This is a genomic window from Pseudomonas wadenswilerensis (genome assembly GCF_024749185.1).
GTDB classification, from domain to species: Bacteria; Pseudomonadota; Gammaproteobacteria; order Pseudomonadales; family Pseudomonadaceae; genus Aquipseudomonas; species Aquipseudomonas wadenswilerensis.
The window spans coordinates 4,163,840-4,184,928 of the sequence record NZ_CP087191.1 but is presented as its reverse complement, the minus strand read 5'-3'; the positions used below and the strand labels follow the sequence as shown (position 1 = coordinate 4,184,928).

21 protein-coding genes are annotated in these 21,089 nt (G+C 62.2%); 12 read left to right on the top strand and 9 right to left on the bottom strand.

Going from position 1 to position 21,089, the window contains the following annotated elements:
• Nucleotides 1–24: 24 nt before the first annotated feature.
• Together earP and LOY45_RS19155 are read left to right on the top strand one after the other, a co-directional pair.
• Complete coding sequence (earP, locus tag LOY45_RS19160) at nucleotides 25–1,158, top strand: elongation factor P maturation arginine rhamnosyltransferase EarP (protein WP_233673640.1); 1,134 nt, start codon at nucleotides 25–27, stop codon at nucleotides 1,156–1,158.
• Nucleotides 1,159–1,206: 48 nt separating this feature from the next.
• On the top strand, nucleotides 1,207–1,779 hold the full coding sequence (locus LOY45_RS19155) for an elongation factor P (protein ID WP_038994110.1): 573 nt from the start codon (nucleotides 1,207–1,209) through the stop codon (nucleotides 1,777–1,779).
• A 68-nt stretch (nucleotides 1,780–1,847) separates the two neighbouring features.
• Here LOY45_RS19155 and LOY45_RS19150 read toward each other — a convergent pair whose 3' ends face one another.
• From LOY45_RS19150 to LOY45_RS19140, 3 genes are all read right to left on the bottom strand, one after another.
• The gene (locus LOY45_RS19150; protein ID WP_115085893.1) at nucleotides 1,848–2,276 is read right to left on the bottom strand and encodes an organic hydroperoxide resistance protein; all 429 of its coding nucleotides are present in this window, start codon (nucleotides 2,274–2,276) and stop codon (nucleotides 1,848–1,850) included.
• Between the two features lie 127 nt (nucleotides 2,277–2,403).
• A complete protein-coding gene (locus LOY45_RS19145; protein ID WP_115085894.1) occupies nucleotides 2,404–2,865 on the bottom strand; it encodes a MarR family winged helix-turn-helix transcriptional regulator in 462 nt (153 codons plus the stop codon).
• A gap of 56 nt (nucleotides 2,866–2,921) precedes the next feature.
• Nucleotides 2,922–3,878: a LysR family transcriptional regulator gene (locus tag LOY45_RS19140; RefSeq protein ID WP_233673666.1), complete on the bottom strand. Its 957-nt coding sequence runs from the start codon at nucleotides 3,876–3,878 to the stop codon at nucleotides 2,922–2,924.
• A gap of 110 nt (nucleotides 3,879–3,988) precedes the next feature.
• Between LOY45_RS19140 and LOY45_RS19135 the strand changes: the two genes are divergently transcribed.
• Complete coding sequence (locus LOY45_RS19135) at nucleotides 3,989–4,738, top strand: sulfite exporter TauE/SafE family protein (protein WP_258578181.1); 750 nt, start codon at nucleotides 3,989–3,991, stop codon at nucleotides 4,736–4,738.
• Here the strand turns inward: LOY45_RS19135 and LOY45_RS19130 are convergent.
• On the bottom strand, nucleotides 4,728–5,582 hold the full coding sequence (locus LOY45_RS19130) for a LysR family transcriptional regulator (protein ID WP_258578180.1): 855 nt from the start codon (nucleotides 5,580–5,582) through the stop codon (nucleotides 4,728–4,730). The genes LOY45_RS19135 and LOY45_RS19130 overlap by 11 nt on opposite strands.
• Nucleotides 5,583–5,679: 97 nt before the next feature.
• Here LOY45_RS19130 and LOY45_RS19125 point away from each other — a divergent pair, with 97 nt between their 5' ends.
• Nucleotides 5,680–5,910, top strand: coding sequence for a DUF1127 domain-containing protein (locus LOY45_RS19125; RefSeq protein ID WP_325175816.1), 231 nt, complete (start codon nucleotides 5,680–5,682; stop codon nucleotides 5,908–5,910).
• Between the two features lie 58 nt (nucleotides 5,911–5,968).
• A complete protein-coding gene (locus LOY45_RS19120; protein ID WP_233673643.1) occupies nucleotides 5,969–7,210 on the top strand; it encodes a winged helix-turn-helix domain-containing protein in 1,242 nt (413 codons plus the stop codon).
• Here LOY45_RS19120 and LOY45_RS19115 read toward each other — a convergent pair.
• Nucleotides 7,191–8,537 carry a class II 3-deoxy-7-phosphoheptulonate synthase gene (locus tag LOY45_RS19115; protein WP_233673644.1) on the bottom strand — a complete coding sequence of 449 codons (1,347 nt, stop codon included), beginning with the start codon at nucleotides 8,535–8,537 and terminating at the stop codon, nucleotides 7,191–7,193. The genes LOY45_RS19120 and LOY45_RS19115 overlap by 20 nt on opposite strands.
• 129 nt (nucleotides 8,538–8,666) lie before the next feature.
• Here LOY45_RS19115 and LOY45_RS19110 point away from each other — a divergent pair, with 129 nt between their 5' ends.
• Together LOY45_RS19110 and LOY45_RS19105 are read left to right on the top strand one after the other, a co-directional pair.
• A complete protein-coding gene (locus LOY45_RS19110; RefSeq protein WP_115085899.1) occupies nucleotides 8,667–9,422 on the top strand; it encodes a spermidine synthase in 756 nt (251 codons plus the stop codon).
• A 356-nt stretch (nucleotides 9,423–9,778) separates the two neighbouring features.
• The gene (locus tag LOY45_RS19105) at nucleotides 9,779–11,440 is read left to right on the top strand and encodes a DEAD/DEAH box helicase (RefSeq protein ID WP_038994122.1); all 1,662 of its coding nucleotides are present in this window, start codon (nucleotides 9,779–9,781) and stop codon (nucleotides 11,438–11,440) included.
• A gap of 868 nt (nucleotides 11,441–12,308) precedes the next feature.
• Here LOY45_RS19105 and LOY45_RS19100 read toward each other — a convergent pair.
• Complete coding sequence (locus LOY45_RS19100; protein WP_258578179.1) at nucleotides 12,309–13,076, bottom strand: DODA-type extradiol aromatic ring-opening family dioxygenase; 768 nt, start codon at nucleotides 13,074–13,076, stop codon at nucleotides 12,309–12,311.
• A 105-nt stretch (nucleotides 13,077–13,181) separates the two neighbouring features.
• Between LOY45_RS19100 and LOY45_RS19095 the strand changes: the two genes are divergently transcribed.
• Nucleotides 13,182–13,832, top strand: a complete 651-nt coding sequence (locus LOY45_RS19095) for a thiopurine S-methyltransferase (RefSeq protein WP_258578178.1) — start codon at nucleotides 13,182–13,184, stop codon at nucleotides 13,830–13,832.
• Nucleotides 13,833–13,880: 48 nt separating this feature from the next.
• On the opposite strand, the gene htpX is transcribed toward LOY45_RS19095, so the two are convergent.
• Both htpX and LOY45_RS19085 read right to left on the bottom strand, forming a co-directional pair.
• Nucleotides 13,881–14,768 (bottom strand): protease HtpX, encoded by an 888-nt coding sequence (htpX, locus tag LOY45_RS19090; protein ID WP_036996500.1) that lies wholly within the window; start codon nucleotides 14,766–14,768, stop codon nucleotides 13,881–13,883.
• A 225-nt stretch (nucleotides 14,769–14,993) separates the two neighbouring features.
• Complete coding sequence (locus LOY45_RS19085) at nucleotides 14,994–16,205, bottom strand: pyridoxal phosphate-dependent aminotransferase (RefSeq protein ID WP_010226289.1); 1,212 nt, start codon at nucleotides 16,203–16,205, stop codon at nucleotides 14,994–14,996.
• 167 nt (nucleotides 16,206–16,372) lie between these two features.
• Here LOY45_RS19085 and msrB point away from each other — a divergent pair, with 167 nt between their 5' ends.
• Together msrB and LOY45_RS19075 are read left to right on the top strand one after the other, a co-directional pair.
• On the top strand, nucleotides 16,373–16,765 hold the full coding sequence (msrB, locus tag LOY45_RS19080) for a peptide-methionine (R)-S-oxide reductase MsrB (RefSeq protein ID WP_115085975.1): 393 nt from the start codon (nucleotides 16,373–16,375) through the stop codon (nucleotides 16,763–16,765).
• 15 nt (nucleotides 16,766–16,780) lie between these two features.
• Nucleotides 16,781–17,266 (top strand): glutathione peroxidase, encoded by a 486-nt coding sequence (locus LOY45_RS19075; RefSeq protein WP_115085902.1) that lies wholly within the window; start codon nucleotides 16,781–16,783, stop codon nucleotides 17,264–17,266.
• Here LOY45_RS19075 and LOY45_RS19070 read toward each other — a convergent pair.
• On the bottom strand, nucleotides 17,259–19,619 hold the full coding sequence (locus tag LOY45_RS19070; protein ID WP_258578176.1) for a response regulator: 2,361 nt from the start codon (nucleotides 19,617–19,619) through the stop codon (nucleotides 17,259–17,261). The two genes, LOY45_RS19075 and LOY45_RS19070, sit on opposite strands and share 8 nt — an antisense overlap.
• 82 nt (nucleotides 19,620–19,701) lie before the next feature.
• Here LOY45_RS19070 and LOY45_RS19065 point away from each other — a divergent pair, with 82 nt between their 5' ends.
• Nucleotides 19,702–20,592 carry an ATP-binding protein gene (locus LOY45_RS19065; RefSeq protein ID WP_115085904.1) on the top strand — a complete coding sequence of 297 codons (891 nt, stop codon included), beginning with the start codon at nucleotides 19,702–19,704 and terminating at the stop codon, nucleotides 20,590–20,592.
• On the top strand, nucleotides 20,589–21,071 hold the full coding sequence (locus tag LOY45_RS19060) for a GAF domain-containing protein (RefSeq protein WP_258578175.1): 483 nt from the start codon (nucleotides 20,589–20,591) through the stop codon (nucleotides 21,069–21,071). Before LOY45_RS19065 ends, LOY45_RS19060 begins: the two co-directional genes overlap by 4 nt.
• Nucleotides 21,072–21,089: the final 18 nt, after the last annotated feature.

The following is a 21,089-nucleotide window of genomic DNA, read 5'->3' as shown; positions in this document are numbered from 1 at the left end:
GGCGCTTTTTCCAAGGGACCAGCGATGAAAACGCACTGGGACATCTTCTGTTGTGTCGTCGATAACTACGGCGACATCGGCGTGACCTGGCGCCTGGCCCGGCAGTTGGTGGCTGAGCAGGGCCTGGCGGTGCGCCTGTGGGTAGATGACCTGAAGGCGTTCGTGCGTATCTGTCCCGAAGCCCAGGCCGACGTTGCCCAGCAATGGCAGCAGGGCGTGGATGTGCGCCAATGGCCATCTGAATGGCAGGACACGGCGGTAGCCGATGTGGTGATTGGCGCTTTCGCCTGTCAGCTGCCACCTGCCTATGTGCAGGCCATGCTCGAACAACCCCGTGCGCCATTGTGGCTGAACCTGGACTACCTCAGCGCCGAAGACTGGGTCGAAGGTTGCCATGGCTTGCCGTCGCCCCAGGCCAATGGCTTGCGCAAGGTGTTTTTCTTTCCGGGCTTTAGCGCGAAAACCGGCGGCTTGCTGCGTGAGGCAAATCTGCTGTCACAGCGCGACGCGCTCCAGCAGGACCCGGCTGCACGCAAGGCATTTCTGCAGGGCCTGGGCGTAACGCCAGAAAACAATGCCCGGCTGATTTCGCTGTTCGCCTACGAAAACCCCGGCGTGGCCAGTTGGCTGGACGTGCTGGCCGCCGACAGCCGCCCCAACCACCTGTTGGTACCCGAAGGGCGCGTGCTGGGTGACGTTCAGGCCTGGCTTGGCGAACAGGCGCTGAGCGTGGGCAATATTGCCCGGCGCGGTGCGCTGACCGTGCAGATCCTGCCCTTCGTCAGCCAGGACGATTACGACCGGCTGCTCTGGTGCTGCGATTTCAACGCGGTGCGTGGCGAAGATTCTTTCGTCCGTGCGCAGTGGGCGGCACGGCCGCTGCTCTGGCATATCTATGTGCAGGAAGAATACGCCCACTGGGAAAAACTCGAGGCGTTTCTCGACCTGTACATCCTGGAATTGTCCGCCCCGGCGGGGGCTGCGCTGGTGCAATTGTGGCGAGCCTGGAACATGGACAGCGACATGGGCCAGGCCTGGCAACAGGTACTGGCGCACTGGGACGAACTGGACCGGCATGCCCGCCGCTGGAGCGCGGTACAGGCCGCTCAGCCGGACCTTGCCGCGGCGCTGGTACAGTTTTACCGAAATTGGCTATGATATGCGGCCTCGATTTTTGTAAATCCATCCAAATTCGGATATATCGCAATGAAAACTGGTAAAGAACTGAAACCCGGTACCGTGATCCGTATCGACAACGATCCATGGCTGGTTCAGAAGGCTGAGTTCACCAAGTCGGGCCGTAACAGCGCGATCATGAAGACCAAGCTGAAGAACCTGCTGACCGGCTACAAGACTGAAACCGTCTACTCGGCCGACGACAAGCTGGACGACGTGATCCTGGATCGCAAAGAAGCGACTCTGTCGTTCATCAACGGCGACACCTACACGTTCATGGACACCACTGACTACACCATGTACGAGCTGAACGCCGAAGACATCGAGGCCGTTCTGCCGTTCATCGAAGAAGGCATGGAAGACGTCTGCGAAGCAGTGTTCTTCGAAGAGCGCCTGGTTTCGGTTGACCTGCCAACCACCATCGTGCGTCAGGTTGACTACACCGAAGGTTCCGCTCGCGGCGACACTTCGGGCAAGGTCATGAAGCCAGCCAAGCTGAAGAACGGTACCGAGCTGAGCGTTGCTGACTTCATCGAAATCGGCGACTGGATCGAAATCGATACTCGCGAAGGTGGTTCCTACAAGGGCCGTGCCAAGGTCTAAGCCTGGCGTACCTGCGAAATCGAAAAACCCGGCCTTGGCCGGGTTTTTTTATGCCTGGAACTTGTCGATCAAACCGTCACATTCAGGCGCACGTCGACGTTGCCACGGGTGGCATTGGAGTACGGGCAGACCTGGTGGGCAGCTTCGACCAGCGTTTGCGCCTCAGCCTGTTCCAGGCCGGGCAGGTTGATGTTCAGGTCGATATCCAGGCCGAAACCACCCGGAATCTGGCCGATGCCAACCTTGGCGGTGATCGAGCTGTCTGCGGGCAGGGCTTTTTTCTGCTGGCCGGCGACGAACTTCAGGGCGCCGATAAAGCAGGCCGAGTAGCCGGCGGCAAACAGCTGCTCGGGGTTGGTGCCGTCACCACCCGCGCCGCCCAGTTCCTTGGGGGTGCTCAGCTTGACTTCCAGCTTGCCGTCGCTGGAGCGCGAACCGCCGTCGCGGCCACCGGTGGATTTGGCTTCAGCAATGTACAGCGGAGTGACCTTTTGCATGTTGAGCCTCGCTTGTGAGTTGCGCCGTGGCGCTGAGTGGGTACGGAAATTAAATTAGCGCGCAATTATTTAGTGCGCAAGATAATTTTTCGGTCGACCTACGAACGGTCATTTCTCAGCATAGCGCTCAGAGGCTTTTTTGCAGGTTGGCGCGCAGCGCCAGCAAGTCGGCCTGCAGCTGTTGCAGGCGTTCGAGGTTCTCGCCGCTGGCGGCGAGGATGCAGTGCGGTACATCCTTTGCCCGGGCTTGCAGGGCGTGACCCTGCTCGGTCAACTGCACCAGTACTACCCGCTCATCTTCGCGGCTGCGGGTGCGCTTGAGCAGGCCTTCGGCTTCCAGGCGTTTGAGCAAAGGTGTAAGCGAGCCTGGATCGGTCAGCAGACGCTGGCTGATCTCTCCGACTGTCAAACCATCCTGTTCCCACAGCACCAGCATCGCCAGGTACTGTGGATAAGTCAGCCCGAGCTTGTGCAGCAGCGGCTTGTAGACCTTGGTCATCAGCAGCGAGGTCGAGTGCAGGGCAAAGCACACCTGGTTATCCAGGAGCAGTTCGTCGCAGGGAACAGGCGCTTTCGGGTCGGCGTTCATGCACATCCTTTATTTCGTTAAGTCCTTTAAATTTAGCACGCAGGTCATTAGCGCACTTACTGCCAGCGCAGCTCGCTTTGCAGCGCCAGGTCCCAGGGCGGAATCGGGCTGAAGCGGCTCTTGAGGAATTCGAGCAACAAACGGCTGCGAGAGTTCGTTTCATGTTCCAGGCGCAGGGCATAGATACCGCTGCTTTCGGCGCTGGGCAGGCCGTTGTCACAGAATAGCGGTAGTAATTCCCCACGCAGCAGGTATTCGCTGATCAGCCAGGTGGGCAGGTGAGCGATACCCAAGCCGGCGAGGGCGCCGAACAGCAGGGTTTCGGCATTGTTGGCGCTCATGCGCATGCGCGTCGGGCGGTACAGGCGCATTTGCCCGTCGACCGCGAAGCGCCAGGCGAAGGGCGGGGCCAGGCCGTCCCAGTCCAGGCCGTCATGTTCGGGCAATTCAGCCGGGCTGGCGGGAATGCCGCGCTGGGCCAGGTAGGCGGGGCTGGCGCAGGCAATACGGACCATGTAGGCCAATGGCGTGGCGACCAGGCGGGTGTCTGCCAGAGGGCCGGCGCGCAACACCAGGTCGACTTCGCCCAGGTGCGAGCCGTGCAGGTCGACAAAGCTGTCGATCAGGCGCAATTGCACGTCCAGCCCGGGATAGGCTACGAGAAAATCGGCGATGGCCGGGGCCAGGTGGCGGCGACCGAACGCGGCCGGCGCGTCGATGCGGATCAGGCCTTCCGGGGCGTTGCTCAGCGATACCGCTTCCGCGCGGGCCAGGCGCAGCTCTTCGACGATCCGTCGGGCGCGTTCGGCAAAGGCATTGCCGGCCGGAGTTGGCCGTACCGCATGGGTGCTGCGCACGAACAGGCGGCTGCCGACTGCGCTTTCCAGGGTGTCGATACGCCGCGCCACCGCCGAAGGCGTCAACGGATGACGCCGGGCGGTGGCGGAGAAGCTGCCGGTTTCCAGAACATCAAGAAACAGGCTGAGTTGTTCGGTCAGGGCATCGGGGTTCATGCTGCGAATCTGCTTTTGCGTAAATGGCACAGCCATTGTGCGTTGCTGTGCGTTTCCCCGCTAGCGCCAGCTCGGTAGCATGCAGCGATTGGCAATTCAGAGAGGCGGCAATGATTGAGTGGGCGATGTACATAGCGCTGGGCGCGGCACTGGGCACGGTGGGTGGGTTGTTCGGCATCGGTGGCGGGCTGATCGCGATTCCGGCGCTGGGGGTGCTGTTCGGTCTCGACCAGCAATTGGCCCAGGGGACGGCGCTGGTGATGGTGGTGCCCAATGTGCTGCTGGCGCTGTGGCGGTATCACCAGCGTAATCGCATCGAACTCAAGCATGCGTTGCCCCTGGCCACGACCGGCTTTGTCTTCGCCTGGCTCGGTTCGATCTGGGCCGTGGGCGTCGATGCCCAAGCCATGCGCTTTGGCTTTGTGCTGTTTCTCGGGGCGCTGGCGGCCTGGAACCTGGCGCGGATGTTCATGCGCACTGCCCAGCCCGCCAGTGAGCTGCGCCAGCCCTGGCCGTGGCTGGGCGTGCTGGGCAGCGGCGCCGGGGTGCTGGGCGGTTTGTTCGGCGTCGGTGGGGCCGTGGTGGCAACGCCGGTACTGACCAGCGTGTTCGGCACCACCCAGGTGGTTGCCCAAGGTTTGTCACTGGCCTTGGCTGCCCCCAGTACGGCCGTCACGTTGCTGACCTACGGCCTGCATCAGCATGTGCAGTGGAGCATGGGCATACCGCTGGCTGTCGGGGGCCTGCTGAGCATCAGTTGGGGCGTGAAACTGGCTCACGCCTTGCCGGAAAAAGCACTACGTTCGCTGTTCTGCGGCTTTTTGGTGCTGTGCGCGGTAATGCTGGCCTTCAAGATCTGAAGCCTTCGATGATGTAGTCGGCCAGGCAGTCGGTCATTTCCGACTGCGTTGTGCGATTGCGCAGCAGCATGATGCTGGCTGTGGGCAAAGGCGGCAGGCCTTCGGCTTCGCCAATGATTTGCAAGTCGCTGGTGATCAGGCTCTGCAACTGCGCGGTAACGGCCAGGCCGGCACTGACCACGGCCATGATCGCCGCGGTGCTGGCACTGGTGTAGGCGATCCGGTACTCCTTCTCGATGGCATCCAGGGCATTGCAGGCCCAGGTCCGGCAATAGCAATCGCAGTTGAACATCGCCAGCCGCAGAGGATTGTGCTCATGCGGGCAGAAACCCTGGGCCTGCACCCACACCGCGCGCTCGCGACGCAGCAACTGACCGATTTCGTTGCCTGGTTCACGGGTGATGATGGTCAGGTCCAGGTCCTGGCGCTGCATCAACTGCCGCGAACTTTCGCAATGGACCTCGACCTGAACCAGCGGATAGGCCTGGGCGAAGCTTGAAAGGATGCCTGGCAGAAAGCGCATGGCGTAGTCGTCCGGAGTGCCGATGCGCACCACGCCGACCATGTGCGGCATGCGCAGGGTATTGAACACCTCGCCGTGCAACTTGAGGATGCGCCGGGCATAGCCGAGCAGCACCTGGCCCTCGGCGGTCAGGCGCACCTGGCGGCCATCGCGCTCGAACAGCTGGCGCTGGATGATGTCCTCCTCCAGGCGCTTCATCTGCATGCTCACCGCCGACTGGGTACGGTTGACTACTTCGCCAGCGCGGGTGAAGCCGCCGTGTTCGGCGATGGCGACAAAGGTGCGCAGGACGTCGGAATCGATACTCTGGTACTGGGACAAGGCATCAATCTCCTAGATGTATGACATAAGAAACATTCGTTGGATTGATCTTATGCCGGGTCTGACACTGTCGTCATCCCAACAGGAGGGTAAGACGATGAAAGGTCAGAAATCGCTTGTTCTGCAGTACTCAACGTCCCGGCACAGCTGGTTCCACCAATTCACCCAAGGCTTCAGTCAGCAACTGACGCGCTGGCGGCAATTGCACCGCGAGCGCCGCGAACTGGCACGCCTGAGTGATGCGGCGCTGGATGATATCGGCCTGAGCCGGGCGGATATTCTGCGCGAGGTGGAGCGTCCATTCTGGGATGACCCGCTGAGAAAATGAGTCGCGTCATCGAAGTGCCACGACTAATGTAAGTGGGCTTGTTCACAAGGAGCCGGGCATGCCCACCACACAGTCCTTTTCCCAGGCCCAGGCGCGCCGCCTGGCGTTGTCCGCCCAAGGCTTCAACAACCGGCAGGCGAACAGGTCGATCGGTGCCGCGCAGCTGAACCGGATGATCGAACGCCTCGGTGTGGTGCAGATCGACTCGGTCAATGCCCTGGTGCGTTCACACTACCTTCCCCTGTTTTCCCGTCTCGGCAGTTATCCACAGGCGTTGCTCGATCAACTGGCCTGGGGGCGCAACCGGCAACGCAAACTTTTCGAATACTGGGGGCATGAGGCCTCGCTGCTGCCGCTGGAGCTGTATCCGCTGCTGCGTTGGCGCATGGACCGTGCGCGCCAGGGCCAGGGCATTTATCAACAGTTGGCGCGCTTCGGCCGCGAACAACAACCGACCATCGCCCGGGTGCTGGCGGCGGTGACAGAACAGGGCGCCCTGGGCGCTGGCAGCCTGTCGACCCGCCAGGAGCGCGCCGGCCCCTGGTGGGACTGGAGTGCCGAGAAACACGCGCTGGAATGGCTGTTTGCCGCCGGGCTGGTAAATGTCGCCGGCCGCCGCGGTTTCGAGCGCCTGTACGATTTGCCGCAGCGGGTGCTGCCGGCTGCACTGCTTGAGCAACCGCCCATGGATGAGGCCGCCGCTCAACGCGGGCTTTTACTGCATGCCGCAGGTGCGTTGGGAGTGGCCACCGAGAAGGACCTGCGTGACTATTTTCGCCTGGCCCCCGGCGACAGCCGTGCGCGGTTGGCCGAGTTGCTCGAGGAGGGCGCTTTGCAGGCCTGTACGGTGCAGGCCTGGCCGCAACCGGCGTACTGCCTGGCGTCGCTGCGGGTGCCGCGCACAGTGAGCAGCAGCGCGTTGCTTTCGCCCTTTGACTCATTGGTGTGGGAGCGCGAGCGCACCGAGCGTCTTTTTGATTTCCGTTACCGGCTGGAGATCTACACGCCGGCGCACAAACGCGTCTACGGCTATTACGTGCTGCCGTTCCTGCACAACGAACGCATTGCCGCCCGTGTAGACCTGCGTGCCGAGCGTGCCCATGAGCGCCTGACGGTACACGCGGTGCATGAGGAACAGCCAGGGCTGGATGAAGCGGGCATGCAGGCCCTGGCCGAGAGCCTGCAACGCATGGCCGCCTGGCTGGGCCTGGCCGAAGTGCAGTTGAATTGCCCGCGGGCCAGCGCCGCACGCTTGCGCGTGGCACTGGCCAGCAGCCGCTTTAGCGACGTACCTGCTTGAGGGTCTCGGCGATCAAGAACGCCAGTTCCAGCGATTGATCGGCGTTCATCCGTGGATCGCAATGGGTGTGGTAGCGGTCGGAGAGGGAGTCTTCGGTGATCGGTCGCGCGCCACCGATGCACTCGGTGACGTTTTGTCCGGTCATCTCGATATGGATGCCACCGGCGTGACTGCCTTCGGCCTGATGGACCTGGAAGAATTGCTTGACCTCGCTGAGAATCTGGGCGAAATCGCGAGTCTTGTAACCGCTGCTGGCCTTGATGGTGTTGCCGTGCATCGGGTCGGAACTCCACAGCACCTGGCGACCTTCGCGTTCGACGCTGCGAATCAGCGCTGGCAGATGCTCGCCGACCTTGTTCGCGCCCATGCGCACGATCAGGTTGAGGCGACCCGGGTCGTTGTCCGGGTTGAGCACATCGATCAGGCGGATGAGCTCGTCGGTATTCATGCTGGGTCCGACTTTGACCCCGATCGGGTTGTTCACCCCGCGCAGGAACTCGACATGGGCGCCGTCGAGCTGGCGGGTGCGGTCGCCGATCCAGAGCATATGCGCCGAGCAGTCGTAATAGTCGTTGGTCAGGCTGTCCCGGCGCACGAAAGCTTCTTCGTAGTTCAGCAGCAGCGCCTCATGGGCGGTGAAGAAACTGGTTTCGCGCAGTTGCGGCGAGCTGTCCAGGCCGCAGGCGCGCATGAAGGCCAGGGTTTCATCGATGCGGTCAGCCAGCTGGCTGTACTTTTCAGCCAGCGCCGAGTTGGCGATGAAGTCCAGGTTCCATTTATGCACCTGGTGCAGATCGGCAAACCCGCCCTGGGCAAAGGCGCGCAGCAGGTTAAGGCTGGCGGTGGACTGATGGTAGGCCTGCAGCAGGCGCTCCGGGTCCGGCACCCGGCTCTTCTCGTCGAAGCCGATGCCGTTGACGATATCGCCACGGTAGGCCGGCAAGGTGACCCCACCGATGGTTTCATCGCCGGCTGAGCGCGGCTTGGCGAACTGCCCGGCCATGCGACCGACCTTGACCACCGGGCAGCCGGCGGCAAAGGTCATGACGATGGCCATCTGCAGCAGTACCTTGAAGGTGTCGCGGATCTTGGCTGCCGAGAACTCGGCGAAGCTCTCGGCGCAATCGCCGCCTTGCAACAGGAACGCGCGGCCCTGGGTAACCTCGGCGAACTGACGGCGCAGTTCCCGGGCCTCGCCGGCAAATACCAGCGGCGGATAGCTGGCCAGGGTCTGCTCGACATTGAGCAGGTGGGCAGCATCAGGGTAGCTCGGTTGTTGCTGGATCGGCAGGGCGCGCCAGCTGTCAGGACTCCAGGGGTGGTTCATCACGGGCTCGATCTGGTCGGAAAAGGGCTGTCTGCCATGTTAACAGTTGCGGCGCGCCTTGTTGCACTGGCGCCATTGACGGACAATGGCGGTTTTTGCGTGGTACAGCGGCGCCTGCCGGGAGACAGCATGACAGAGGAACGGGTAGAGCGGCTGCTGGCCCAGGTGCATGACCAGTACGGCACTATCAGCGTGCTGGAAGTCGAGGACTATCGCTTCCTCGAGTTCGGCGAGGCGATCGAGCAGAGCTGCGTGTTCACCGCCGACCCGAGCTGGCTTGAGTACGACTATACCCGTGCCATGCTGATTGGTGCGCTGGCCCACCCTGAACCGGAAAGCGCGCTGTTTCTGGGTCTGGGTGCCGGCACCCTGACTCAGGCCTGCCTGAAGTTCCTGCCGCTGGAAGACGTCGAGGCCATTGAACTGCGCCCGGATGTGCCGCGCCTGGCCATCGAGTACATGGGCCTGGATGATGACCCGCGCCTGTATATCCGTATCGGTGATGCGATGGAGTTGCTGGAGACGGCCGAATGCGCCGACCTGATTTTCGTCGACCTGTATACCGACCATGGTCCGGGCGTCGCGCACCTGGCCTGGAGTTTTCTGGAAAACTGTCAGAAGCGCCTGAACCCCGGGGGCTGGCTGGTGATCAATCAATGGGCCGGTGACGACGGCAAGCCATTGGGTGCGGCGTTGCTGCGTGGCCTCTATCACCGTCATTACTGGGAGCTGCCGGTCAAGGAGGGCAACGTGATCCTCATGGTACCGGCTGACCTGGACCAGCAGCTCGATCTGCCAGGCCTGACCGCCCGGGCCGAGGCCCTGGCGCCACAACTGGGCTACTCGTTGCAACCGCTGATCGGCGCGATTCGCCCGGCGTCCTGAGGCGCGTCACTGTGTCACTGGCGGAAAATCGATTCAGCCGCCAGCCTCGTTAACTTCCCGGGCCCGCCGCAACGTGGCCTGGCGCTGGCGTGTTTCATTAAAAAAATCTCCCGTGAACGGCTAATTCAGGTATAGTACGCGCCGGTCTTTCACCGGACCTCGTTTAAGGTAGTGCAATTCCCCGAAGCCAGCTTCGGCTGCGCGTCCGCATCGCGGACTCTCCTTGACGTTCCTTTTTTTCTTCAATCGTTTTCGCAAATCCCCGCCGACAAAGCTGCCAGGGTGACCTTCGGGTCTTACAAGGCATGTGCAGCTTTGGAGCATGGGTCTTTGCGGATGCACTTAGAGGCAGACCCATGACCCAGGAAACCGGCGGCTTCGCCGCTCTCGATCTTCATCCAAGTATTGTTGCCGCCGTTGTGGCTACTGGCTACGAAGAGCCATCGGCCATTCAGCAGCAATCGATCCCGATTATTCTTGCCGGTCACGACATGATTGGTCAGGCGCAGACAGGTACCGGTAAAACCGCCGCCTTCGCTCTGCCAATCCTGCACCGCATCGACCCGAGCAAGCGCGAGCCGCAAGCCCTGATCCTGGCGCCAACCCGTGAGTTGGCGCTGCAAGTAGCCACCGCTTTTGAAACCTACGCCAAGCAGATGCCGGGCGTTACCGTGGTGGCCGTATACGGTGGTGCCCCGATGGGCCCACAACTGAAAGCAATCCGTAACGGCGCGCAAATCGTCGTTGCTACCCCTGGCCGTCTGTGCGACCACCTGCGTCGCGACGAGAAGGTCCTGGCAACCGTCAACCACCTGGTGCTCGACGAAGCCGACGAAATGCTCAAGCTGGGCTTCATGGATGACCTCGAAGTAATCTTCAAGGCCATGCCGGAAAGCCGTCAGACCGTACTGTTCTCGGCCACTCTGCCAGCCTCGATCCGTGCCATCGCCGAGCGCCACCTGCGCGAGCCGAAGCACGTCAAGATCCAGACCAAGACCCAGACCGTTACCGCGATCGAACAAGCCCACCTGATGGTCCACGCCGACCAGAAGGTTTCCGCTGTCCTGCGTCTGCTGGAAGTGGAAGAGTTCGACGCGCTGATCGCCTTCGTGCGTACCAAGCAAGCCACCCTGGACCTGGCCAGCGCCCTGGAAGCCAAAGGCTACAAAGCCGCTGCGCTGAACGGTGACATTGCCCAGAACCAGCGCGAGCGCGTCATCGACTCGCTCAAGGATGGCCGCCTGGACATCGTCGTCGCTACCGACGTCGCTGCTCGTGGCCTGGACGTACCGCGCATCACTCACGTGTTCAACGTTGACATGCCGTACGACCCTGAGTCCTACGTTCACCGTATCGGCCGTACTGGCCGTGCCGGTCGCGAAGGCCGTGCGCTGCTGCTGGTTACCCCGCGCGAGCGTCGCATGCTGCAGGTGATCGAGCGTGTTACCGGTCAGAAGGTGGCTGAAGTTCGCCTGCCTAACGCCCAGGCCGTTCTCGATGCCCGCATCAAGAAGCTGACCAACAGCCTGGCGCCGCTGGTTGCTGACGCCGAGTCGACCCACGGTGATCTGCTTGATCGCCTGACTGCCGACATCGGTTGCAGCCCACGTGCCCTGGCCGCCGCTCTGCTGCGCAAGGCTACCAACGGTCAGGCCCTGACCCTGGATGCGGTCGAGAAAGAGCAGCCGCTGGTTCCGACCTACACTCCGCGTGAGCGCACTGGCGATCGTCCAGAGCGTGGCGAGCGTGAGCGTCGAGCACCGATGCCGCTGGGTGAAGGTCGTGCCCGTTGCCGTACCGCGCTGGGTGCGCGTGACGGTATCGCCGCCAAGAACCTGCTGGGCGCCATCCTCAACGAAGGCGGCCTGGCCCGCGAAGCCATCGGCCGCATCCAGGTGCGCGACAGCTTCAGCCTGGTCGAGCTGCCGGAGGAAGGTCTGGAGCGTCTGCTGACCAAGCTCAAGGACACCCGTGTTGCCGGCAAGCAGCTGAAGCTGCGCCGCTACCGCGAAGACTGATCCGCGAGCGATAAAAAAATCCCCGACTGGTTCGGGGATTTTTTTTGCCTGTGCCGGTCTGTGGAGCTGTCCGTGGGGGTGTATCCACCCTGTGGGAGCTGGTCTTGCCAGCGATCGAGCGCGCAGCGGTCGTAATCCAGGCGCCGTCTGATGTGCTGGCGGGACTGGCCTCATCGCTGGCAAGCCAGCTCCCACAGGTCCGGCACCACTCTCAAGAGCGGCGCCAATTCTGTGGGCGGGACTTGCCAGCGCTCCTACAGGTCTTGCGCCAATCCTGTGGGAGCTGGTCTTGCCAGCGATCGAGCGCGCAGCGGTCGTAATCCAGGCGCCGTCTGATGTGCTGGCGGGGCTGGCCTCATCGCTGGCAAGCCAGCTCCCACAGGTCCGGCACCGCTCTCAAGAGCGGCGCCAATTCTGTGGGCGGGACTTGCCAGCGCTCCTACAGGTCTTGCGCCAATTCTGTGGGAGCTGGTCTTGCCAGCGTTCGAGCGCGCAGCGGTCGTAATCCAGGCGCCGTCTGATGTGCTGGCGGGGCTGGCCTCATCGCTGGCAAGCCAGCTCCCACAGGTCCGGCACCGCTCCCAAGAGCGGCGCCAATTCTGTGGGCGGGACTTGCCAGCGCTCCTACAGGTCTTGCGCCAATCCTGTGGGAGCTGGTCTTGCCAGCGATCGAGCGCGCAGCGGTCGTAATCCAGGCGCCGTCTGATGTGCTGGCGGGACTGGCCTCATCGCTGGCAAGCCAGCTCCCACAGGTCCGGCACCGCTCCCAAGAGCGGCGCCAATTCTGTGGGCGGGACTTGCCAGCGCTCCTACAGGTCTTGCGCCAATTCTGTGGGAGCTGGTCTTGCCAGTGATCGAGCGCGCAGGATCAGTCGAACCGGTAGATATCCATCCCCAGCGCCCCCAGCGTAAACCCCTGGTGGGCAATCCCGAAGCGCCCACCCGCACCCCGGGCGAAGTACAGCGGCAACAAGTGCTCATCACTTGGATGGTTGCGCACTGCAAACGGCGCTTGCTGGCGGTAGTCGTGCAGGGTAGGGGTGTCATCGGCTGCCAGCTTGTCGATCATCCAGTCACGAAATGCCAGGGCCCAGGGCTCGACGCTTTCCGGGCCGGCTTGCCAGTCCAGTTCGCGCAGGTTGTGGGTAATGCTGCCGGAGCCGATCAACAGGATGTCTTCCTCGCGCAGTTGCGCCAGGGCCTTGCCCACCCGTTCCTGCAACTGCGGACCCATCTGGCTGGGGAGTGAGACCTGTACCACGGGGATGTCGGCCGCTGGATACATCAGTGACAGCGGCACCCACACGCCATGGTCAAAAGGGCGTTTGGGGTCAAGGCGCGCGGGTAGTCCGGCATCGCACAACAGGCTCGTCAGTCGCTCGGCCAGCGCCGGTTCGCCGGGGGCGGGATACTGCACGGCATACAGGGCGGCAGGAAAACCGCCGAAGTCATGCCAGGTTTCGGGGTGGGGGTGGCCGGACACCCACAGCTCACGGCTCTCCCAGTGCGCCGAGACCACCACGATGGCCTTGGGTCGCGCCAGCTCTGCGGCCAGGCGTGCCAAGGCCGGACCGCTGGCGCCAGGCTCAAGGGCGAGCATGGGCGAGCCGTGAGAAATAAACAGGCTAGGCAGCATGGAAAGGGTTCCTGGCGGTTAAGATGAGTCCATCTTCCGGCAGATCATTGATCTGATTCCAATATAAGTTTTCGCATAAACCCATCGAATAATTCGAGGTATGCCATGCAGGCAGAGTTCTGGCACAAACGCTGGGCGGACAATCAGATCGGCTTTCATCAGGGGCGGGTCAACAGCTACCTGCAGCAGTTCTGGCCGACGCTGGGCCTGGCGCCCGGTAGCAAGGTGCTGGTGCCCTTGTGTGGCAAGAGCCTGGACCTGGCCTGGCTGGCCGGGCAAGGCCATCAGGTGCTCGGTGTCGAGCTTTCCCAGCGTGCGGTGGAGGACTTTTTCAGCGAGCAGCAGTTGCAGCCCGAGGTCGGCCAGCGGGGCGCGTTCAAGACCTATCGAAGCGGCCCTTTGGAGGTGTGGTGTGGTGACTTCTTCGCCTTGCAGGTCGAAGATATCGCCGACTGCAGTGCACTGTATGACCGGGCGGCGGTGATTGCCTTGCCGCCGGCGTCGCGCGAGCGCTATGCAGCGCTGCTGACTGGATACCTGTCGCAAGATTGCCAAGGCCTGCTGATCACCATGGATTACGACCAGGCCCTGCTGGAGGGGCCGCCCTTTGCGGTGGTCGATGCAGAGGTGCGGCAGCTGTTCGCTGGCTGGCAGCCGCAGGCGCTGGAGGCGCGGGACATTCTCGCCGAGAGTCCCAAGTTCGTTCAGGCCGGGGTGCCGCAGCTGTTCGAGCGGGTGTACCGGCTGCAGCGCTGAAATGCAAAAGGGCGACCGAAGTCGCCCTTTTTTGTAGCGGGTGTCCGATCAGCCGCGACGACGCAGGGCTTCGATACGGTCTTCCAGCGGCGGGTGGCTCATCAGCAGGCCGGCAAGGCCCTGCTTGAGGCCGCCGTTGATGCCGAAGGCGTTCAGGGTGTCGGGCATGTGCACCGGTACACCTTGCTCCGAGCGCAGGCGCTGCAGGGCGCCGATCATTGCGTTGGTGCCGGCCAGGCGGGCACCGGCTTCGTCGGCGCGGAACTCGCGTTTGCGCGAGAACCACATGACGATGATGCTGGCCAGGATGCCCAGTACCAGTTCGGCGACGATGGTCGCGATATAGTAGGCGATACCCTGGCCTTCTTCGTTCTTGAAGATCACCTTGTCGACGAAGTTGCCGATGATGCGGGCAAAGAACATCACGAAGGTGTTGACCACCCCTTGCACCAGGGCGAGGGTGACCATGTCGCCGTTGGCTACGTGGCCAATCTCGTGGGCCAGTACAGCGCGTACTTCATCGGGCGAAAAACGCTCCAGCAGCCCCTGGCTGACCGCTACCAGTGCATCGTTGCGGTTCCAGCCGGTGGCGAAGGCATTGGCCTCGTAGGCCGGGAAGATACCCACTTCCGGCATCTTGATGCCGGCTTCGCGGGACAGTTCCTCGACGGTCTGCAGCAGCCATTGTTCGTGGCGGGTGCGCGGCTGGCTGATGATTTGCGTGCCAGTGCTCATCTTCGCCATCCACTTGGAGATGAACAGCGAGATCAGCGAGCCGGCAAAGCCGAACACCGCACAGAAAATCAGCAGCTGGTCGAGTTTGAGGTCAACCCCGTTGGCCGCCATGAACCCGTTGAAGCCAAACAGGCTCAAGGTAATGCTGGCAATCAGCACAACCGCGAGGTTGGTGGCCACAAACAGTAAGATGCGCATCATGGTTGTTACGTTCTCCTGACGGATAAAAGTGTCACGTATGCGGGGTATATAAGGTGCGCGCTGCGGTGATTCAACAGGGCGACTATTTCAAACTGTGTACTTGCCTGTATTACAGACGAATTCCAGCAACCCGCACGCCAGAGCGGCGGGTGATGTCAGGGCTGAACGCTTGCTCTGTAAGGTCTGCGCCGGGAGTGGCGCAGACGATTCGATATCAAATGTAGGTTACTGCTGATATGTCTTCAGGAAGTTTCCGATACGGCCGATGGCCTGCTCCAGGTCGTCGACCCGTGGCAGGGTCACCACGCGGAAGTGGTCCGGCCATGGCCAGTTGAAGGCGGTACCCTGGACGATCAGAAGCTTTTCCGAGAGCAGCAGGTCGAGGACGAACTTCTCGTCGTTGTGGATTGGACAGACTTTCGGGTCGATGCGCGGGAACGCATACAGCGCACCCATCGGCTTGACGCAGCTGACCCCGGGAATGCTGTTGAGCAGTTCCCAGGTGCGGTTGCGCTGTTCCAGCAGGCGGCCCTGCGGCAGCACCAGGTCGTTGATGCTCTGGTAGCCGCCGAGGGCGGTCTGGATGGCGTGCTGGCTCGGTACGTTGGCGCACAGGCGCATGTTGGCCAGCATGTCGATGCCTTCGATGTAGCTCTGGGCGTGGTGCTTGGGCCCCGAGATGGCCAGCCAGCCGGAGCGGAAGCCCGCTACCCGGTAGGATTTGGACAGGCCGTTGAAGGTCAGGCAGAGCAGGTCCGGGGCCAGCGAAGCGGTGCTGATGTGCACGGCTTCGTCATAGAGGATCTTGTCGTAGATCTCGTCGGAAAACACCACCAGGTTATGTTGGCGGGCCAGCTCAAGCATGCCCAGCAGCAGCTCGCGCGAGTACACGGCACCGGTCGGGTTGTTCGGGTTGATGATCACCAGGGCCTTGGTGTTGGAGGTGATCTTGGCCTTGATGTCGTCAAGGTCCGGGAACCAGTCGGCCTGCTCATCGCACAGGTAATGCACCGGGTTACCGCCGGCCAGGCTGACTGCGGCGGTCCACAGCGGGTAGTCCGGGGCCGGGATCAGCACTTCGTCGCCGTTGTTGAGCAGCGCCTGCATCGACATCACGATCAGTTCGGAGACGCCGTTGCCCAGGTAGATGTCTTCGATGCCGACACCTTCGACCTGCTTTTGCTGGTAGTACTGCATCACCGCCTTGCGCGCGCTGAACAGGCCTTTGGAGTCGCTGTAGCCCTGGGCGGTCGGCAGGTTGCGTATCACATCCTGGAGGATCTCGTCCGGCGCCTCGAAACCAAAGGGTGCCGGGTTGCCAATGTTCAGCTTGAGGATGCGATGACCTTCCTCTTCCAGGCGTTTGGCGTGCTTGAGCACCGGGCCGCGAATGTCATAGCAGACATTGGCGAGCTTGTTCGATTTGCTGACCTGCATGATGTGATCCCGATTAGAAAAGATCGCCGCGCATTGCGCTGTGAAAACGTTTGAAATGCGTATGACGCGGGTGCCAGACTGATGTCTGATGAGGCGCAATAATATACGTGCCACCCGCTCTGTGGAAAAGCCATGGCGCGGGGTTTTTGGACAGATGAGGCCTGATGATGGAAAAACTCGAGAAAACCCTGGAAGAATGGCGCGCCATGCTCGACCCCGAGCAGTACAACGTGTGCCGGCTGAAGGGCACCGAGCGGCCGTTCAGTGGCAAATACAATGGCACCAAGACCGATGGCGTCTACCATTGTATCTGCTGCGGCGAAGCGCTGTTCGATTCGCAAGCCAAATTTGATTCCGGTTGTGGCTGGCCCAGCTTCTATGAGCCGATTGCCGACAGCGCGATGATCGAGATTCGCGACACTTCCCACGGCATGATCCGAACCGAGGTCACCTGCGCCAAATGTGATGCCCACCTGGGGCATGTGTTCCCTGACGGTCCGCCGCCGACCGGGCTGCGCTATTGCATCAACTCGGTCTGCCTGGACCTGGTTCCCCGCTGATAAAGGAGAAAGGTCATGGCCGACGCACTGCTGAAGATTCCCTGCATTACCCTTACCGGTGAGCAAAAAGCCCTGGCCGACTACCCTGCCAAGGCGCTGCTGGTGGTCAACACTGCCAGCCAGTGCGGTTTTACCCCGCAGTACAAAGGCCTTGAACAGCTCTGGCAGCGTTATCGCGAGCAGGGGCTGGTGGTGCTGGGCTTCCCCTGCAACCAGTTCGGCAAGCAGGAGCCGGGCGATGCGCACGAAATTGCGCAGTTCTGCGAGCTGAACTTCGGCGTCAGTTTCCCGTTGTTTCGCAAGATCGAGGTCAATGGCGCCGGCGCCCATCCACTGTTTGTCGAGTTGAAAAAGCGCGCCCCCGGCTTTTTCGGCTCGCAAGGGGTCAAGTGGAACTTCACCAAGTTTCTGCTCGACCCGGCCACCGGCAAAGTCACCCGCTATGCGCCGAGCACCAAGCCGGATGCCTTGACCGGCTCAATCGAAAAACTGCTCAGGTAGTCGTCAACGGCACCCAGTGATCGATCAGTGCCAGCAGCTCTTCGCGGCGAAACGGCTTGGCCAGGTAGTCGCTCATTCCCGCCGCCCGGCAGCGTTCGCGCTCTTCGGGCATGGCGTTGGCGGTCAGGGCGACGATCGGCAGGGCTGGCCAGCGTCCGCTCTGGCGGATCCGCCGGCTGGCTTCATAACCGTCCATCACTGGCATGTTGCAGTCCATCAGTACCAGGTCGAAGGGTGACTGCTCCAGCTGTTCAAGCGCGTCGGCACCATGGGCGGCGACGCTGACCTCGCAGCCGAGCTTGGCCAGCATGCCCTTGGCCACCAGTTGATTTACCGGGTTGTCCTCGACCAGCAGAATGCGCGCACGGCGCTCGCTGTACTGGGCGCCGCTGAGTGGTGACTGGTTGATACTGTCGGCCCCGTGCAACGTGCGCCGCAGGGTCTGGTACAGGGCGTTGCGCGCCAGCGGCCGTGCCTGCTGCTGTAGAGGGGCCAGGTGTGCTGCCTGTTCACCGGGCAGGAAGTTGCCATAGGCGGTAACCAGCAGAATCGGTGCGCTGATCAGTGGACGCAGGTTGAACAGGCAGTCCAGGTCATCGGTGATCAGCAGGTCTGGCGTTGCCTTCTTGAGTTGCTCGGGGCTGTCGTAACGTTGGTAGTCCAGGCCCCAGCCGGGCAGCAGCGTCTGTAGCAATTCGGCGAGGCCGCTGCTGGCATTGCTGATTGCCGCAACACTGCCGCGCAAGGCTTGCGCAGGTACCGCCGCCGTATGGCTGGGCAAGGGCAGTTCGGCGCTGAACTGGCTGCCGAAGCCGGCTTCGGAGCTGATGCTCAGGCGCCCCTGCATGGCCTCGCAGAGGTTATTGGTCAGCGCCAGGCCCAGGCCGGTACCGCCGTACTGGCGAGTGATGCCGGCACCTGCCTGGGTGAAGGGCTGGAAGATCCTTACCTGGGCTTCGCTGGGGATGCCGATGCCGGTATCGCAGACCTCCAGACGAACGCCGCCGGGGTAACTGCTCAGGCGCACATCGACACGGCCGAAGCGAGTGAATTTCAAGGCATTGGACAGCAGGTTGCTGACGATCTGCCGCACCCGGGTCGGGTCGCCGAGCACCATCGAAGGGAACTGCGGGTCGATCAGGCAGGTCAGCTCGACGCTGGGTGCGGCGTTCTGCGACAGCAGGTTGGCGGTATCTTCGACCAGGGCGCCAAGGTCGAAGGGGATGCGTTCTAGCTCCAGCTGCCCGGCATCGAACTTGGACAGGTCGAGAACATCGTTGAGCAGTTCCACCAACACCTTGCCCGAGTCGTGGGCAATCGACAGCTGCTGGCGTTGTTCGGCATTGAGCGGGCTGTCCAGGGAAAGCGCGATCATGCCCAAGAGGCCATTGAGCGGTGTGCGGATTTCATGGCTCATGTTGGCCAGAAAGGCGGCGCGGGCCTGAGCCATGTCCAGGGCGCGGCGCCGGGCTTCTTCGAGCTCTTCATTGGACTGGCTCAGGCGGGTGTTGCTGGCCTTGAGCTCGTTGGTGCGCGCCGAGACGATGTTTTCCAGTTCGTTGAGGTAATCGGTCAGGCGGTTCTCGGCATTGCGCCGTTGCTGGATCTCGGTGGCCATGCTGACGAACTGCTGGTTGGCAACCTTGACCAGCACGCCGATCTCGTCGTGTTCGTGACCGGGCGGGAACGACAGCTTGGACTGCGCCGGATTGCGCGAGTCGCTGTTGCTCAGGGCGCTGATCACCCGCACCAGCGGCTGGGTCAGCATGATGTAGAACAGACCCAGGAGAATGCCGGTAAGGATCAGGCTGCGCATGAAACCGTTGAGCAGGGTGACCTCGGCACGCTTGAGAAAGCGGCTGCCGAAGGTGAAGGTGTCGACTTCCAGGAACAGCGTGCCGAGGTAATCATCGGGCATGTGGCTGAGAAACAGCCGGTCCTGGAATTCACGATTGTCGCCGAACAAAAAATCGCTCATCAGGCGATAACCGCTTTCCTGGCGCGGGCGCTGCACGTCGGCGAGTACTGTTTGGTTATTGTCGATCAGCCGGGCGCGGGTGATGGCCGGTGATTGCAGCAGGCCACGGGTCAGTTCCTGGGCGAGCTCGGCATCGATGTTGTAGGCGATGCGCGATGCCGGGTTATGGCTGATTTGCAGCAACGCCTGCATCTCGCGGTTGATGGAGGCGTCTTCACTGGCATAATCGATACCGATCTGGATGAGACTGAGCAATGTACCCAGGATGAAGCCGACCAGGACCGTCAGCCGGGCTTGCTTGTAGGACAGGCGATTGGTGAACTTGATATCCATGAGTCCCGAGCCAGTTTCACGTTCCGTGCGCTGCGCAAGCATAGCCGATCAGTCCCGGCTGCTGGCACGCCCTGTCACACATTCAGCTGTGCTTTTGTCCTTGCACCTGTCTAGAGGAAGTCTTGTGGACTCTCGTTTGAACGCTTTTCTGGAGCGCGCCGAAACCGTGCTCGCCCGCCTTGAACCCTTGTTGCCGGCACCGCGCCAGAGCATCGACTGGTCGCAGTGCCTGGCCGCGCGCTGGCAGCGCGATGGCCGTAGCGGTTATCTGTTGCCGCTGGAGGTCAGCCTCGACATGCGTCTGTCCGACCTGATCGGTGTCGATCAGCAGCGCGAACAACTGGGGCGCAACACCCGCCAGTTTCTCGATGGCATGCCGGCCAACCATGCGCTGCTGTGGGGCTCGCGTGGTACCGGCAAGTCGTCGCTGGTGCGGGCGTTATTGGCCGAGCATGCCAAGGCCGGCCTGCGTCTGATCGAAATCGAGCGTGATCACCTGGCCGACCTGCCGCGGGTGGTCGAGCAACTGCAGAAGCTGCCGCAACGCTTTGTGCTGTTTTGCGATGATCTCTCGTTCGAAGCCGGGGAGGGTGACTACCGGGTGCTCAAGAGCGTGCTCGACGGCTCGCTGGAGCAGGCGCCGGACAACGTGCTGCTGTACGCCACCTCGAACCGCCGGCACCTGGTGCCGGAAAAGCAGAGCGACAACGAAAACTGGAAGATGGTCGACGGCGAACTGCACCCCAACGAGGCGGTGGAGGACAAGATTGCCCTGTCTGACCGCTTCGGCCTGTGGCTGTCGTTCTACCCCTTCACCCAGGAGCATTTCCTCAACGTGGTCGAGCACTGGATCACCCAGTTGGCCGAAAGCGCGGGCCTGGCCTGGAGCCGCGATGCAGAGCTGGACATACTCGCTGTGCGCTGGGCCACCGGCCGCGGCAACCGTAACGGCCGTTGTGCCTACCAGTTTGCCCGCTATTGGGTCGGGCTGAAACTGTTGGAGCAAAAACCATGATCGATCTCAACGCTACCGGCGCCGGCCTTGAAGGTTATGGCCTGCTGGCGGCACAGCTGGAAGCCCTGCTTGCCGATGAGCGCGACTTCATTGCCAACGCCGCGCAGTTTTCGGCGTTTCTCTACAGCCAGGTCGAAGATCTGAACTGGGCCGGCTTCTACCTCAATCGTAACGAGCAGTTGGTCCTCGGGCCGTTCCAGGGGCAGGTGGCCTGCGTGCGCATCCCTTTCGGCCGTGGAGTATGCGGGGCGGCAGCGGCCAGCCGGGAAACCCAGCGGGTGGAAGATGTGCACGCGTTTCCCGGGCACATTGCCTGCGACAGTGCGTCGAACAGCGAGCTGGTGATTCCGCTGGTCAAGGACGGGCGGTTGCTTGGCGTGCTGGACCTGGACAGCCCGAAGCTTGCGCGTTTCAGTGAGGCGGATCAGGTGGGGCTGGAGCGTTTGGCGGGGATTTTTCTGCGTTTGACTGATTGCTGACGAGTGAACTTTGATCGC